Source organism: Amycolatopsis sp. YIM 10 (assembly GCF_009429145.1).
Taxonomy (GTDB): domain Bacteria; phylum Actinomycetota; class Actinomycetes; order Mycobacteriales; family Pseudonocardiaceae; genus Amycolatopsis.
In genome coordinates this window covers 2,144,151-2,158,349 of the sequence record NZ_CP045480.1, presented here as the reverse complement: position 1 = coordinate 2,158,349, position 14,199 = coordinate 2,144,151, and the positions used below count along the sequence as shown (strand labels likewise).

At 70.6% G+C, this 14,199-nt stretch carries 11 protein-coding genes; 2 read left to right on the top strand and 9 right to left on the bottom strand.

The window, feature by feature from the left end; genetic code table 11:
- Window positions 1-11: 11 nt before the first annotated feature.
- The 4 genes from YIM_RS10725 to YIM_RS10710 all read right to left on the bottom strand — a co-directional run bounded on the left by YIM_RS10725 (window position 12) and on the right by YIM_RS10710 (window position 3,646).
- Complete coding sequence (locus tag YIM_RS10725) at window positions 12-929, bottom strand: SMP-30/gluconolactonase/LRE family protein (RefSeq protein WP_153030212.1); 918 nt, start codon at window positions 927-929, stop codon at window positions 12-14.
- Between the two features lie 16 nt (window positions 930-945).
- A complete protein-coding gene (locus YIM_RS10720) occupies window positions 946-1,608 on the bottom strand; it encodes a histidine phosphatase family protein (RefSeq protein WP_153030211.1) in 663 nt (220 codons plus the stop codon).
- Entirely contained in the window at window positions 1,608-2,360 is a 753-nt protein-coding gene (locus tag YIM_RS10715) for an SDR family oxidoreductase (RefSeq protein WP_153030210.1), read from the bottom strand. Before YIM_RS10715 ends, YIM_RS10720 begins: the two co-directional genes overlap by 1 nt.
- Before the next feature lie 74 nt (window positions 2,361-2,434).
- Window positions 2,435-3,646, bottom strand: coding sequence for a S8 family peptidase (locus YIM_RS10710; RefSeq protein WP_153030209.1), 1,212 nt, complete (start codon window positions 3,644-3,646; stop codon window positions 2,435-2,437).
- A 230-nt stretch (window positions 3,647-3,876) separates the two neighbouring features.
- On the opposite strand from YIM_RS10710, the gene YIM_RS10705 reads away from it, so the two are divergent.
- Window positions 3,877-4,767 carry a hypothetical protein gene (locus YIM_RS10705; RefSeq protein ID WP_153030208.1) on the top strand — a complete coding sequence of 297 codons (891 nt, stop codon included), beginning with the start codon at window positions 3,877-3,879 and terminating at the stop codon, window positions 4,765-4,767.
- Between the two features lie 37 nt (window positions 4,768-4,804).
- Here the strand turns inward: YIM_RS10705 and YIM_RS10700 are convergent, their stop codons facing one another.
- Window positions 4,805-6,427, bottom strand: a complete 1,623-nt coding sequence (locus YIM_RS10700; protein ID WP_153030207.1) for an acyl-CoA synthetase — start codon at window positions 6,425-6,427, stop codon at window positions 4,805-4,807.
- A gap of 132 nt (window positions 6,428-6,559) precedes the next feature.
- Between YIM_RS10700 and YIM_RS10695 the strand changes: the two genes are divergently transcribed.
- Window positions 6,560-8,260, top strand: coding sequence for a bifunctional 3'-5' exonuclease/DNA polymerase (locus YIM_RS10695; RefSeq protein ID WP_228004664.1), 1,701 nt, complete (start codon window positions 6,560-6,562; stop codon window positions 8,258-8,260).
- Between the two features lie 9 nt (window positions 8,261-8,269).
- On the opposite strand, the gene YIM_RS10690 is transcribed toward YIM_RS10695, so the two are convergent.
- From YIM_RS10690 to hrpA, 4 genes are all read right to left on the bottom strand, one after another.
- Complete coding sequence (locus YIM_RS10690) at window positions 8,270-9,241, bottom strand: helix-turn-helix transcriptional regulator (RefSeq protein WP_228004663.1); 972 nt, start codon at window positions 9,239-9,241, stop codon at window positions 8,270-8,272.
- A 20-nt stretch (window positions 9,242-9,261) separates the two neighbouring features.
- Window positions 9,262-9,606: a hypothetical protein gene (locus YIM_RS10685; RefSeq protein WP_153030205.1), complete on the bottom strand. Its 345-nt coding sequence runs from the start codon at window positions 9,604-9,606 to the stop codon at window positions 9,262-9,264.
- A 169-nt stretch (window positions 9,607-9,775) separates the two neighbouring features.
- A complete protein-coding gene (locus tag YIM_RS10680; protein WP_153030204.1) occupies window positions 9,776-10,198 on the bottom strand; it encodes a DUF3574 domain-containing protein in 423 nt (140 codons plus the stop codon).
- 13 nt (window positions 10,199-10,211) lie between these two features.
- Window positions 10,212-14,111 (bottom strand): ATP-dependent RNA helicase HrpA, encoded by a 3,900-nt coding sequence (gene hrpA / locus YIM_RS10675; RefSeq protein WP_153030203.1) that lies wholly within the window; start codon window positions 14,109-14,111, stop codon window positions 10,212-10,214.
- Between the last annotated feature and the right edge of the window lie 88 nt (window positions 14,112-14,199).

Below are 14,199 nucleotides of genomic sequence, written 5' to 3'. Positions count from 1 at the left end.
CACGCCCGCGCCTAGCTCACGGAAGTCACCGCGATCGCCCGTTCCTCCAGGCTGCCCAGGTACAACAGGCCATCCCGCTCCCGCACGCCTGTCGCCATGTGGAAGTCCGGGATCTCCCCGCGGAACTCGTGCACCACGGTGCCGTCCGCCGACAGGCCCAGCACACCTGTCGTGCGCGCAGGCGACGGTTGCAGGCGGGTCGGCAGTCGCCGCACGCCGAGCCGCAGCGGACCCGGCAGTCGTCGCACCAGGTCGAGTGCGGCGACGCGCGGGCTGGCCTGGGTCACCCAGATCAGCCCGTCGCCACCGGTCGAGATGTTGTCCGGGTAGCCCCACAGGTCCGAGGCCAGCAGGTCCTGGCGCCCCGATCCGTCCAGCCAGTACCGCCGGACGGCGAACACGCCCGTCTCCGCCACCGCCACGAACGACTCGTCCGGCGCCAGCGCGACCCCGTTCGCGAACTGCAACCCATCCCCCACCAGGGAAATCTCGCCATCGGGCGCACGACGGAGCAGGCGTCCGCCCGCGTGCTGCTCGATCAGGTCCTCGCGCCAGGCCGGCAACGGGAAGCGGTCCGACGAATCCGAGAAGTAGATGGTGCCGTCGGCGGCGACCGCGGCGTTGTTGCACACCAGGATCGGCTTGCCCAGCGCAGAAGTGGCCAGCGCCTTCACCGCACCGGACGCCGGCGAGACCACCAGCAGTCCGCGCGAGGCGTCGCAGACCAACAGGTCCTCGCCGTACAACTCCAGGCCGAGCGGGCGTCCTCCGGTGTCGGCGACCAGGTCGATCCGGCGGCCGTCCCCGGCGATCCGGATGATCCGGCCGTCGTCGAGACCGGTGTACATCGCCCCGTCGGCGGCCACCACCACGTCTTCCGGGCCGTTCCCGTTCACCGGGAGCAAGCGGACCTGGCCGAACGGTTTCATCGGGAACTCCTCGGTGTCATCGGTAGGTGAGCAGGGCTTCGGCTTCCCCCGAGAAATGCGCGTGCTCGTTGAACGACAGCAGACTCACCCCACCACGTCCGGAGACGAGCTTGGTAATCCCACCGTTGACCGTCACCCGGTTGAACTTCACCAGCCCGGCCTCCGGGGTCCCGGTCAGCGCCCCGCAGACCACCGCGATCACCCCGCCCGAGGTGAACACCGCCGCGTCCTGCCCCTTGCCCAGCGCGCCCGCCAGATCGGCCAGCGCGCCCGAGACCCGGTGCAGGAACGCGGGCCAGGTCTCCGCGCACGGGCTCTCGTCACCGGCCAGCACCCAGTCGACCAGCGCCTGGTCCAGCGCGGCCTGGAAGGCACGCGGGTCGGCGCTGTCCTGCGAGATGCCGCCGCCGTGGTGCTTGGCGATGTCCACGTGGTCGTACTCGTTCCACCGGGCGTCCTCACCGACCTCGGCCGGACCGCCCAGCACCTTCAGCGCGCCGGCCGCGGTCGCCCGCTGCCGCGACAGCGAACCGCAGCGCGCCAGCGCGAACTCCACCCCACGCCGTGCGAGTTCGGCACCGACCACTTCGGACTGCCGGATGCCGCGGTCGGAGAGCCGGTCGTAGTCCTCGGCGCCGAACGAGGCCTGCCCGTGCCGGATCAGGTAGATCGCGCCCATCAGGCGAACCTCCGCAGCATCGAGGTCGGGGCCAGCCGGACGACCACGCTCAGCGGCAGCCACGGGAAGGTCGGCACGAACGCCTTGGCCGGTTCGCGCTCGATCGCCTTGACCATCGCCCGCGCCCCGGCTTCGGCGCCGATCTGCAGCGGGTTGCGGCGGGCCGCGCGCGCGGTCATCTCGGAGTCGATGTACCCGGGGAGCAGCGTGGTCACCTTGATCGGAGAGCCGGACATCTCGGCCCGGATGCCTTCGGCCAGCGCGGCCAGCCCGGACTTGGACGCGGCGTAGGCGGTCAGGTTCTTCGGCATCCCGCGCAGGGCGGTGAACGAGGAAACAAAAACCAGGTGCCCGGCGCGCTGGTCGCGGAAGATCTCCATGCTCGCCTCGGCCTGCGCGAGCGCGGCGACGAGGTTCGTCTCGAGCGTCTGCTTGTTGGCGTCGAACCGGCCGCTGCCCACCGGCTGGCCCTTGCCGAGACCGGCGTTGACCACGACCCGGTCGATCGTGCCGAACTCCTCGCGGAACTCCTTGAACACCGCGAACACCCGGTCGTGGTCGGTCACGTCCAGCGCCCTGGTCAGCACGGTCACCCCGTGCGCCGCCCGCAGCTCGGCGGCCAGTGCGTCCAGGCGGTCGGTCCGGCGCGCGCACAACGCCAGGTCACGCCCGCGAGCGGCGAACTGGCGGGCCATGCCCTCACCGAGACCGGAGCTGGCCCCGGTGATCACGATCCTCTTCCGCACGGTCATGCCCACACCGTACTAGCAAGTAACAAGCGGGGCCCGGCGCGAACGCCGGGCCCCGCTCGATGGTCAGCTCAAGCTCACTTACCGGTGTAGAGCAGCTTGTTCGGGGTGCCCGAACCCGGGTTGGTGATCTTGTCCGGGGTGGCCGCGCCGGTCAGCGCCTCGGCCACGTCGGCCGGGGTGGCCGACTCGTTGGCCGCCAGGTACAGCGCCGCGGCACCCACCACGTGCGGGGTGGCCATCGAGGTGCCGCTGATGGTCTTCTCGGCACCGTCGTTCCAGGACGAGGTGATGTCCGTGCCCGGGGCGTAGATGTCGACGATCTCACCGAAGTTGGAGAACGTCGACTGGGCGTCCTGGTCGTCGCTGGAGGCCACGGTGATGGCTTCCTTGACGCGAGCCGGCGAGTAGTCGCTCGCATCGGCCGAGTCGTTGCCCGCCGCCACCGCGAAGGTCACGCCCTTGCCGATGGCACCCTGGACCGCGGCGTCGAGCGCCTCGTCGGCGCCGCCACCGAGGCTCATGTTCGCCACGGACGGGCCGCTGGCGTTCTCGGCAACCCAGTCGATCCCGCCGACGACCTGCTCGGTGGTGCCGCTGCCGTTGTCGTCCAGCACCCGGACCGGGACGATCTTGACGCCCTTGGCCAGGCCGTACTCCTTGCCGCCGATGGTGCCGGCCACGTGCGTGCCGTGCCCGTTGCCGTCGGAGGCGTCGTCGTCGTTGTCGATCAGGTCCTTGCCACCGGACACGCGGCCCTCGAAGGTCGGGTGGTCGGCCAGCACACCGGTGTCGACCACGTACGCGGTGACGTTCTCCGCGGTGGTGTCGTAGTTGTAGGCCTTGTCCAGCGGGAGGTCCTTCTGGTCGACCCGGTCCAGGCCCCACGACGGCGGGTTCTGCTGGGTCTCGGTGGCGTGCACCGTCTTGTTCTGCGAGACGAAGGCGACCTTGGAGTCGGCCGCGAGCTTCTTGGCCTCGGCCGCGGTGGCCTTGATCGAGAAGCCTTCGAGCGCGGAGCTGTAGGTCCGGCTGACCTCGGCCCCATACTGCAAAGCCAGCGTCTGCGCCTGGGTGCTCACCGCCGTCTTGACGTCGCCCTGCGCGGCCGCCGTCCCCTTCAGCACCACGATGTAGCTGTCCGCGACGGCGTTCGCGTCGTTCGCGCCGAGGATCTGACCTTCCGCCGCTTGCACGGGGCCCGCGGTGAAGGCGGCCACCGCTGCCGTGATGCCCGCGGCGGCGACACCTGCCGTGGTACCGCGCCGAAGCTTCCGAGAGTTCGCCATGAGCTGCCTTTCTCGTTCCCGACCTGGGTTGCGTGGCAGCCATGCAATCCCGGCGGCGGACACCCCGGCAATGATTCACAGTTACCAGTACTGGGCCGTTCACCCGTACGTGGTTACTCCGTTTGGCCTACAAGTTAGCACTGAGCTACCAACCGAAGTCGTTACAGATCACTGCTAATGTTGTCCCTATCGTTACCGACGAGTAGCCGGTCCCGGGGGTGGGAAATCGCATGAGCGAGGAGCCGACGGCGTTCGCCACCGCGCTTCGCGGCGCCATTTCCGGGAGCGGCCTGAGCCTGGACCGGATTCAGGCCCGATTGCAGTCCCGCGGGGTTTCGGTCAGCGTGACCGCGCTCAGTTACTGGCAGTCCGGAAAACGGCAGCCGGAACGGGCCAGCTCCATTTCCGCGGTGCGGGTGCTGGAGGAGGTGCTGGAGCTGACCAGCGGAGCACTTCTGGGCCTGCTCCCGCCACCCCGGCCGCGAGGCGCGTCGTCCCGCCGCGGGCGCTCCGTACCCACCCCGGCACAGACCGTGCTGAAGCCGATGCTGGCCCGCATCGGCGCACCCCACGCACTCGACCAGCAGCAGTCGCTCAAGCTCGTCGGACTGCACGATCACTGTGCGGTGTCGGAGAACGACGGCCCGCGAGTGGTCACCGCGCGGGCCGTTTTCCAGGCCACCGCGGACGGGCAGGACCGGTGGCTGCTGGTGTACGACCAGGGCCAGCCCGCCGCCCCCGAACTGACCGCGTTGCGCAACTGCCACCTCGGCCAGGTGGAGGTGGACAGCGAGCACGGGCTGACCGTGGCGGAGCTGCTGTTCGACCGGCCCATCGACCGGGGCGAGACGCAGCTGATCGAGTACTCGCTGACCAATGAGGGACCACCCAACCCGGAATGGCGCCGGGCCCAGTTCCGCGAATTCCACCGGCCGGTGCGTGAATACCTCTTGGAAGTAAGTTTCAACCAGCAAAAGATTCCGGAGAAATGTTGGCAATACACCCGCCGGAACACCAGTGAACCGGAAACCCGCCGGGAGCTCAAAATCGACGACGCGAACGCGGTCCACGCGGTCGCGCTCGACTTCGGCCCCGGCGTGTTCGGGATCGAGTGGAGCTGACCTACTTTCGTAGGTGATCTTGGCGTTCGCGCGTCTCCTATTTCAGCTGGGACCGAAGGACTTTGCCGGTCGCGTTGCGCGGCAGCTCGTCGAGGAACTCGACGTCGCGAGGCACCTTGTAGCGCGCCAGGTTCGCCTTCACGTACGACCTGATCTCCTCTTCGCCCAGGTCAGCGCCCTCGGCCGGGACCACGAACGCCTTCAGGCGCTGGCCGAACTCCTCGTCGTCCACCCCGATCACCGCGGCCTCGACCACGTCCTCGCGTTCGACCAGCAGGTTCTCCACCTCGATCGGGAAGACGTTCTCACCACCTGAGACGATCATCTCGTCGTCCCGGCCGTCGATGAACAGCAGCCCGTTCTCGTCGAAGTGCCCGACGTCGCCGCTGGAGAGCAGGCCGTCGATGATCTCCTTGTTCCGGCCGTCGGTGTAGCCGGTGAAGCTGAGCCCGCTGCCGACGAAAACCCGGCCGGTCACGCCCGGTTCGGTGATCCGCGCGCCCCGCTCGTCGTAGAGCACCACCTTGCAGCCGACCGGGGCCTTGCCGACCGTGCCCGGCGCCTTCCGCCAGTCCTCCGGCGTGGCCACCGTGGCCACCGCGACCTCGGTCGAGCCGTAGAGGTTGTGCACCACGTCGCCGAACAGCTTGGTGGCCCGGTTGCCGAGGTCCGGGGAGAGCGCCGAGCCGGCGACGAAGATGATCCGCAGCGACGAGGTGTCGTACTTGGCGATCACCTCCGGATCGAGGTCGACGATCCGCTGGAGCATGGTCGGCACCACCACCAGCGCGGTGCAGCGGTGCTCGGCGATCCCGCGCAGCGTGGCCTCCGGATCGAACTTGCGGCGCAGCACCACCTTCGAGCCGAGCGCGAAGGACAGAATGGACTGCGACAACCCGGTGGCGTGGAACATCGGCGCGGCCAGGAAGGTGCTCTCCCCCACCCGGAGCGGGACGCGGTCGAGCAGCTGCGCCGAGTCGAGCGCGGAGACGCTCGGCCGCGGCGCGCCCTTCGGCGTGCCGGTGGTGCCGCTGGTCAGCAGCACAAAACCGCCGGGCTTCGGCGGGGTCGGCAGCGGGCGGTCGTCGGTGCTGGCGATCAGCTCGTCGAGCACCGGCACGTCGTGCTCGCCGCCGCCCGGCTCGGTCCACGCGAGGTAGCGGTCGCCTTCGACGCCGGCGAGCAGCTCGGTGAACTCCTCGTCGTAGACCAGCGCCTTGACCCGCTCGCGCCGGGCCACGTCGATCAGCTGCGGTTTCGCGAAGCCGGTGTTCATCAGGAGCAGGCGGGCGCCGAGCTTGCCGGTGGCCAGCGTGGCGATCACCAGGCCGCGGTGGTCGCGGCAGAGCGCGGCGACCACGGTGTCCACCCCGATCCCGCGCTCGGACCAGGCCCTGGCCAGCGCGTTGGACCGGTCGTCGAGCTGCTTGAAGGTCAGCGGGCCCAGCTCGTCGACCAGGCCGACCGCCTGCGCGTCGCGGCGGGCCGCGATGTGGTTGGCCCCGGCGAACGGGCCGAACCGGCGCACGGCGACCAGCGAGCGCAGCCCTTCGTCGAGTCTCGGGAAGGGGACCAGCCCGGCCTGCCACAGCACCCCGACGCTCCGCGCGGTATCCGTCACCTTGGTGACCAGCTCGGAAACAGTGGTCGGGTATCTCATCCGGGCACCTCCGTTGCTGCAGCGGCCGAGATTTGCCATACCGTCGGTATGCGCAGTTCGACAGTATTCGGCGCGCGCCGCCCTTGTCGAGGGTCCCGGTTTCTGTCGGTGGTGAGGCGCACAATCTGCGGTGTGCACTTGTTCGTGGTGGATGAAGGGGAGGAGCGGTACTCGCTGCATGAACGCGGATCGGCCCAGGTGGCCGGGTTGGACACGGTGGACGCGGCCGAGCTGGCCAAGCGCGTGGCCGAGCTGGAGCGGGAGCACCGACCGCGCTGGGTCTTCCCGGCGGCGCACCAGGTGTACCCGGTGCTGCTGCGGGCCGGGGTGCGGGTGGCGCGCGGGCACGACCTGTCACTGGTCGAGGGCCTGCTGCTGGCGGCGGAGGGCAAGTCCGGCGAGCCGAAGGGGCTGGCCGGGGCGTGGGCGCGGCTGAACGGGCTGGAGCCGCCACCCGATCCCCCGCCCCCGCACGAGACGGCGCAGCCGGCGCTGTTCGACGCCCGCGGCTCCGGGCTGCCGCCGGGCACCCGGGCGATCGACGCGGCGGAGGCGGTGCTGACCGCGCAGGAGCGGCGGATCGCGGCGACCCCGCACCCGGAGCGGTTCCGGCTGCTCACCGCGGCCGAGTCGGCGAGCGGGCTGGCCGCCGCCGAGATGGCCTTCGACGGGCTGCCCTGGCGCGCGGACGTGCACGACCAGCTGCTCACCGAGCTGCTCGGCCCGCGGGTCCCGGCCGGGCAGCGGCCGCGGCGGCTGGCGGAGCTGGCCGAGGAGATCAGCGCGGCCTTCGGCGGGCGGCCGGTGAACCCGGACCACCCTCCCGGCGTGGTGAAGGCGTTCGCGCACGCGGGCATCGAGGTGCCGTCGGCGCGGGCGCACGTGCTGCGTGGCATCGAGCATCCGGCGGTGGCGCCGCTGCTGGAGTACAAGGAGTTGTCGCGGCTGCACTCGGCGACAGGCTGGGCGTGGCTGGACGCGTGGGTGCGCGGGGACCGGTTCCGGCCGATCTGGGTGGTCGGCGGGGTGGTGTCGGGGCGCTGGGCCAGTGGTGGCGGGGCGGCGCTGCAGATCCCGCGCACGCTGCGGGTGTGCGTGCGAGCCGATCCGGGGTGGAAGCTGGTGGTCGCCGACGCGGCGCAGCTCGAGCCGCGGGTGCTCACCGCGTTGTCCGGGGACAGGCGGCTCGCCGAGGTTTCGGGCGCGACGGACCTGTACAGCAGCCTGGCCGAGGCGATGTTCGCCGGTGGCCGCACGGTGCCCGGCCCGCGCAGTGAGGACCTCGACGACCGGGGCCGGGCGAAGATCGCCATGCTCTCGGCGATGTACGGCGGCACTTCAGGAGAGGCGGGGCCGCTGCTGGCGTTGCTGCGCCAGCGGTTCCCGGCCGCGGTGTCCTATGTGGAGCACGCCGCGCTGGCCGGGGAACGCGGCGAGCGCGTGGTGTCGCGACTCGGCCGCACCTCACCGGCGCCGTCGGCGGCGTGGCGCGCCCTCACCGGCGACGCCTCCGGTTCGTCCGATGCCCGGGCCCTGCGCGCCGCCCGCGACTGGGGCCGGTTCACCCGGAACTTCGTGGTGCAGGCCAGCGCCGCGGACTGGACCGCGGTCCTGATCGCCACCCTGCGCCTACGCCTACCGGCCCCGGCTCACCTGGTCTTCTTCCAGCACGACGAGGTCATCGTGCACGCGCCGGAGGAGTTGGCCGCCGAGGTGCAGACCTGCATCACGGACGCGGTGGAGGAAACCTCGGCGCTCGTTTTCGGCCCTTCCTGCCCGGTCCGCTTCCCACTGCACATCTCCACCGTCGACACCTACGCGGACGCGAAGTGACTGCCCCCATCACGTGGTCAGCAGGGTGTGGAGCTGCTCCCGCGACGTGACGTGGGTTTTGCGGAACAACGACTTCAGGTGGTCATGCACCGTGTGGGGTGAGAGGCCCAGCCGCCGGGCGATGTGCTTCGGGGCGGCGCCGTCCAGGAGTTCGGTGGTGACCTGCTGTTCCCGCGCGGTGATGCCGTACCACGAGCAGAACCACGGCAGCAGTCGCGCGCCGGTGATCGTCTCGATGACGATGGCGACCTCGCCGTCGGAGAGGGGTTCGGCGTGGCAGGCGACCCAGCGCCCGTAGCTCGCGGCGGGGCCGACGACCAAAGCCGCCGGTGAGCCGGGGGCGCGCGCCTGCATCGAGAGGCCGAGGCAGTACGAAGCACTGGTGAAGTCCGGCGCGTGCTGCCGCGTCCGCAGCAGGTCGCGCCAGCGCCGGGCCTCCGGGGTCATCGCCTTGACCACGTGGTCCCGGCCGACGACGAGCACGCCGGCCGAAAGCGCCGGTACCGCCGGAGCGAGCGGGCCCGCGGTCACGTGCCCGCGCAGCACGGCGATCAACACCGGGACCAGCCGCCTCGCGCGGGTCATGTCGTGCTCGTCGAACGACCGTCCGCCCTCCGACCGCAGCAGTTCCAGCACGCCCCACACCCCGCGACCGTCCCGCAGCAGCAACCGCAGTTCGCTGCCGACCCCGAAGGCACCCACCAACCGGACACCGACCGGGGACGGCCGTCGCGCGAGGTCCGCCATGAGCATCCGGTCCTGCCCCGCGTAGGCATTCCGCAGCACCGCGAGGCCGAAGTCGGGGTCGTACCCGTGCCAGAAGCTGAACGATCCCGGCCCGCACCCCGTCACCGGGCCGGTGCCCACCAACCGGAGGCCGTCGTGCGGCACCACGGCGGCGACGGCACGCGAAATCGCCGAACTCAGCTCGTGGTATCCCCCGCCGACGGCCGCCTCCAGCTCTCGCAGCAACCGCGTCACCCAGCCAGCGTGCTACCCCCTCACGGCCTTGTCCAGGATGGCCGCGAGCGAGGAAACATGTGGGTGAAAGCCGAATCCGGCATGTTGTCCGGGGTGCGCGCGTCGGCCTGGGCGATCATCAGGTCCGGCATGGCGGGCGGCAGCGCCTGGTCGCCGGTGAGCCGGACGTAGGTGTGCGGCACCCGCCCCCAGGTCGCGGGATCCACCACCGTGGTGCCGAAGTCGAGGATCTCGTCCGGCTCGAAGCAGTCGAGCACCGCGAGCTTGCTGCCCGCGAACTCGGGCGCCTCCAGGTACTCCGGCACCGTCCGGTCCACGCAGCACCACACCGAGAGGTAGACCACCCGGTCGAGCAGTTCCGGCACGGTGTTGCTGCAGCCATCGCCGACGGCGCCGCGGCGAACGCGTCGAGGTCCTGCGGCGCCTGGAGGCGCGCGTGTAACCCGAGCCCTCACCGTGCCCGGCAGGTTGACCGCCAGCGAGCGGTGCCCCAGCAGTGCCAGCTCACGCTGCACGCCGGATTCGGGGATGGCGTCAGAAGGAGACCTTCTCGGTGCTGTCCGCGCGCAGCACGGATTCCTGCTCGTAGAGCCGTTTGTAGTCCTCGCGGATTTCCTGGATCTCGCCGTTGGCGGCCCGGTCGCCGACCGGGTAGAGCAGGATCAGCACGTACGAGCGTTCCTTGATGATCTCGCCGGTGGAGTTGCGCCACTGGCCGTTGCCCTCGAGGCGGGTGAGGCCGTCCGGGAACGACGGCGTCACCTCCTTGTCCACGAAGATCTCGAACTCCGCGGGCGTGACCTCCGAGCCGTCCGGCTTGACCGAGCCGAAGTACAGCTCGGTGCGCTTGAAGGCATCGCCCGGCGTGTCTTCCGGCGAGGACGGCCCCGCCGCGGCCACTCCCCCGCCGACCCCGACCGCCAGCGCGACCGCCGCCACCCCGATGAGCTTCTTCATGCCGTTCCCCTGTCTAACCGGCGGGGACCACCGCGTCGTCCATCGCGCGCAGCACCCGCTTCACCGATACCGGATAGGCGGTGCGCAGCGTCTGGGCGAAGAAGCTGACCCGCAGCTCCTCGATCATCCAGCGCACGTCCCGCAGTGCGCCCGAGGATGTACCGCGCGGTTGCGCGTCCACAAGGGATTTGTACTCGTCTCTCAACCAGTGGACCTCGCGCAGGCGTTCCACGTCGCGTGCCGGATCGCTGGGCAGCTTGTCCAGCCGCCGCTCGATCGCGCGCAGGTACCGCACCAGGTCCGGCAGCCGCGCCGACCCGGTGGCCGTGACAAAACCGGGGAAGACCAGCTCACCGAGCTGCTGGCGGATGTCGGCGAGCGACTCGGCCAGCGCCGGGCCGCGCACCTCGGTCAGCCGCGTCTCCACGTCGATCGACGCCCGCAGCACCTGCTCGACGTCGGCGAGCACCCGCACCACGGTCGCGTTCAGCCCGGCCCGCACGCGCTGCAGCAGCACGGCGAACCCGGCCTCGTCCCAGGTCGGCCCGCCGCCCGCGGCCATCAGCTCGTCGATCGCGCAGTTGAGGCAGTCCTCCAGCAGGGCCGCGACGCTGCCGTGCGGGTTGCGGTTGAGCACCAGCTTCGCCTGGTTGCCCAGGTTGCGGTTGATGAACTTCATCGGCGAAGGCACGTTGAGCCGCAACAGCTTCCGCGTGCCCAGCCACATCGAGTGCTCCTGCTCGGCGGGCGTCTCGAGCATCCGGACGGCGACCGTCTCGCCCTCGTCCACCAGCGCCGGGTACGCCTTGACCTCCAGCCCGCGCTGCTTGCGCTCGAACACCTTCGGCACCTCGCCGAACGCGGGCGAGCTGAGCCCGGCCCGTTCGACGTTGTCGGCGGCCTTCGAGATCGACGCCCGCAGCTCACCGGTCAGCCGCTGCCGCAGCGCTTCGAGGTCCTTGCCCTCGGCGAGCTTCTTCTTGCCGTCGACCACGCGGAAGGTGACCTTCAGGTGGTCCGGCACCGCGTCCGGCTGCCACGACTCCGGCGGCACCGGCACCCCGCGCAACGCCTCCAGCTCGTCGCCGAGCACGTCCAGCAGCGGGCCGTCGGCCGGGGACACCCGCGAGAGCACCAGCTTCGCGTGGTCCGGCGCGGGCACGAAGTTGCGGCGGATCGGCTTCGGCAGCGACTTGATCAACGCGGTGACCAGTTCCTCGCGCAGGCCGGGCACCTGCCAGTCGAAACCGTCGGCGGTGACCTGGTTCAGCACCGGCAGCGGCACGTGCGCGGTCACGCCGTCGGCGTCGGAACCCGGCTCGAACTGGTAGGTCAGCTTGAGCGCGATGCCCTCGGGCGTGGTCCAGGTGTCCGGGTAGTCGGCCTCGCTGACGTCGCCGGCGGTGGCGTTGATCAGCATCGACTTCTCGAAGCTGAGCAGGTCCGGCTGCTCGCGCCGGGTCTTCTTCCACCAGGTGTCGAAGTGCCGGGCGGAGACCACCTCGGCACCGAGGCGCTGGTCGTAGAACTCGAACAGGGTCTCGTCGTCGACCAGGATGTCGCGGCGGCGGGCCCGGTGCTCCAGGTCCTCGACCTCGGCGAGCAGCGCGCGGTTCTCGTGGAAGAACTTGTGGCTGGTCTGCCAGTCGCCTTCGACGAGCGCGTTGCGGATGAACAGGTCACGCGAGAGCTCGGGATCGACGCGCCCGTAGTTCACCCGGCGGTCGGCCACCAGCGGCACGCCGTAGAGGGTGACCTTCTCCAGCGCCATCACCGCGCCCTGCTTGCGCTCCCAGTGCGGCTCGGAGTAGCTGCGCTTGACCACGTGCGCGGCCAGCGGCTCCACCCACTCCGGCTCGATGCGCGCGTTGACCCGGCCCCACAGGCGCGAGGTCTCCACCAGCTCGGCGGACATCACCAGGCGCGGCTGCTTCTTGAACAACGCCGAACCGGGGAAGATCGAGAACCGAGCGCCGCGGGCGCCGAGGTAGTCGCCCTTGGCCGGGTCCTTGAGCCCGATGTGCGAGAGCAGCCCGGAGATCAGCGCGGTGTGCACCTGCTGCGGGTCCGCGTCGGTGGTGTTCGGGGTGACGCCAAGCTGCTTGGTCAGCCGCCGCAGCTGGCTGTGCACGTCCTGCCACTCCCGCACCCGCAGGTAGTTCAGGAACTCCGCCTTGCACAGCTTGCGGAACTGGTTGCCGGACAGCTCGCGCTGCTGCTCGTGCAGGTACTGCCACAGGTTCAGGTACGCGAGGAAGTCCGAGCTCTTGTCGGCGAAGCGCGCGTGCTTCTCGCCCGCCGCCTGCTGCTTGTCCGCCGGCCGCTCGCGCGGGTCCTGAATGGACAGTGCGGAGGCGATCACCAGCACCTCGCGCACGCAGCCGGCCTTCGCCGCCTCCAGCACCATCCGCCCGAGCCTCGGGTCCACCGGCAGCTGGGCGAGCTTGCGGCCGACGTCGGTGAGCCGGTCCTTGACCTCGGTGGCCGAGGCGTCGAACGCGCCCAGTTCCTGGAGCAGGTTCACGCCGTCGGCGATCTGGCGGCGGTCCGGCGGTTCGACGAACGGGAAGGCGGCGATGTCACCGAGGCCGAGCGAGGTCATCTGCAGGATGACCGAGGCGAGATTGGTGCGCAGGATCTCCGGATCGGTGAACTCCGGCCGGGCCAGGAAGTCGTCCTCGGAGTACAGCCGGACGCAGATGCCGTCCGAGGTACGGCCGCAGCGGCCCTTGCGCTGGTTGGCCGACGCCTGCGAGACCGCCTCGATCGGCAGCCGCTGCACCTTCGTGCGATGGCTGTAGCGGGAGATGCGCGCGGTGCCCGGGTCCACCACGTACTTGATGCCGGGCACGGTCAGCGAGGTCTCGGCGACGTTGGTGGCCAGCACCACCCGGCGCCCGGTGTGCCGCTGGAACACCCGGTGCTGCTCGGCCGAGGACAACCGCGCGTACAGCGGCAGGATCTCGGTGTTGCGCAGGTCCTGTTTGGACAGGGCGTCGGCGGTGTCGCGGATTTCCCGTTCGCCGGACAGGAAGACCAGGATGTCGCCGGGGCCTTCGGCGGACAGCTCGGCCACCGCGTCCGAGATCGCCGAGATCTGGTCGCGATCGGGGTCGGCGTCGGGATCCTCCGGGTCGATGATCGGCCGGTACCGCACCTCGACCGGGTACGTGCGGCCGGAGACCTCCACGATCGGCGCGTCGTCGAAGTGGCGCGAGAACCGCTCGGGATCGATCGTCGCCGAGGTGATGATCACCTTGAGATCGGGGCGGCGCGGCAGCAGCTGCTTGAGGTAACCGAGGATGAAGTCGATGTTGAGGCTGCGCTCGTGCGCCTCGTCGATGATCAGCGTGTCGTACTGCCGGAGCATCCGGTCGCCCTGGATCTCGGCCAGCAGGATGCCGTCGGTCATCAGCTTCACCAGGGTGTTCTCGTCACCCTGGTCGGTGAACCGCACCTTGTAGCCGACGGTTTCGCCGACCTGGGTCGACAGCTCGTCGGCGATGCGCTCGGCCACCGTGCGCGCGGCCAGGCGCCGCGGCTGCGTGTGGCCGATCTGGCCGAGCACCCCGCGGCCGAGTTCGAGGCAGATCTTCGGCAGCTGCGTCGTCTTGCCGGAACCGGTCTCCCCCGCCACGATCACCACCTGGTGGTCGCGGATGGCGGCGGCGATGTCGTCCTTGCGCTGGCTGACCGGCAGTTCCGCCGGATAGCTGAGCTTCGGCACCGCGGCGCGCCGGTTCGCCACGCGCTGCTCGGCGGCGGCGATGTCGGCCTCGATCCGCGCGGCGACCGCCTCGACGTCACGCGCCTTGCGGGCACCTTCCAGCCGCCGTCGCAGCCGGGACCGGTCGCGCGGCATCAATTCCGGCAGGCGGGACCGGAGGCCATCGAGGGGGGATTTCGCAGACATACGGCGTCGAGAATACCGCCGGTCGATCGTCCGGTCCGCCGAATTACCGCGTCGCGTGACGGAGCGCACGCGGCAGGCAATACTCTTG

Bases quoted from the DNA above. Each gene is read 5' to 3' on its own strand.
- YIM_RS10710 (WP_153030209.1), bottom strand. From the start codon at position 3,646: ATGGCGAACTCTCGGAAGCTTCGGCGCGGTACCACGGCAGGTGTCGCC.
- YIM_RS10705 (WP_153030208.1), top strand. From the start codon at position 3,877: ATGAGCGAGGAGCCGACGGCGTTCGCCACCGCGCTTCGCGGCGCCATT.
- hrpA (WP_153030203.1), bottom strand. From the start codon at position 14,111: ATGTCTGCGAAATCCCCCCTCGATGGCCTCCGGTCCCGCCTGCCGGAA.
- YIM_RS10725 (WP_153030212.1), bottom strand. From the start codon at position 929: ATGAAACCGTTCGGCCAGGTCCGCTTGCTCCCGGTGAACGGGAACGGC.
- YIM_RS10700 (WP_153030207.1), bottom strand. From the start codon at position 6,427: ATGAGATACCCGACCACTGTTTCCGAGCTGGTCACCAAGGTGACGGAT.
- YIM_RS10680 (WP_153030204.1), bottom strand. From the start codon at position 10,198: ATGAAGAAGCTCATCGGGGTGGCGGCGGTCGCGCTGGCGGTCGGGGTC.
- YIM_RS10715 (WP_153030210.1), bottom strand. From the start codon at position 2,360: ATGACCGTGCGGAAGAGGATCGTGATCACCGGGGCCAGCTCCGGTCTC.
- YIM_RS10720 (WP_153030211.1), bottom strand. From the start codon at position 1,608: ATGGGCGCGATCTACCTGATCCGGCACGGGCAGGCCTCGTTCGGCGCC.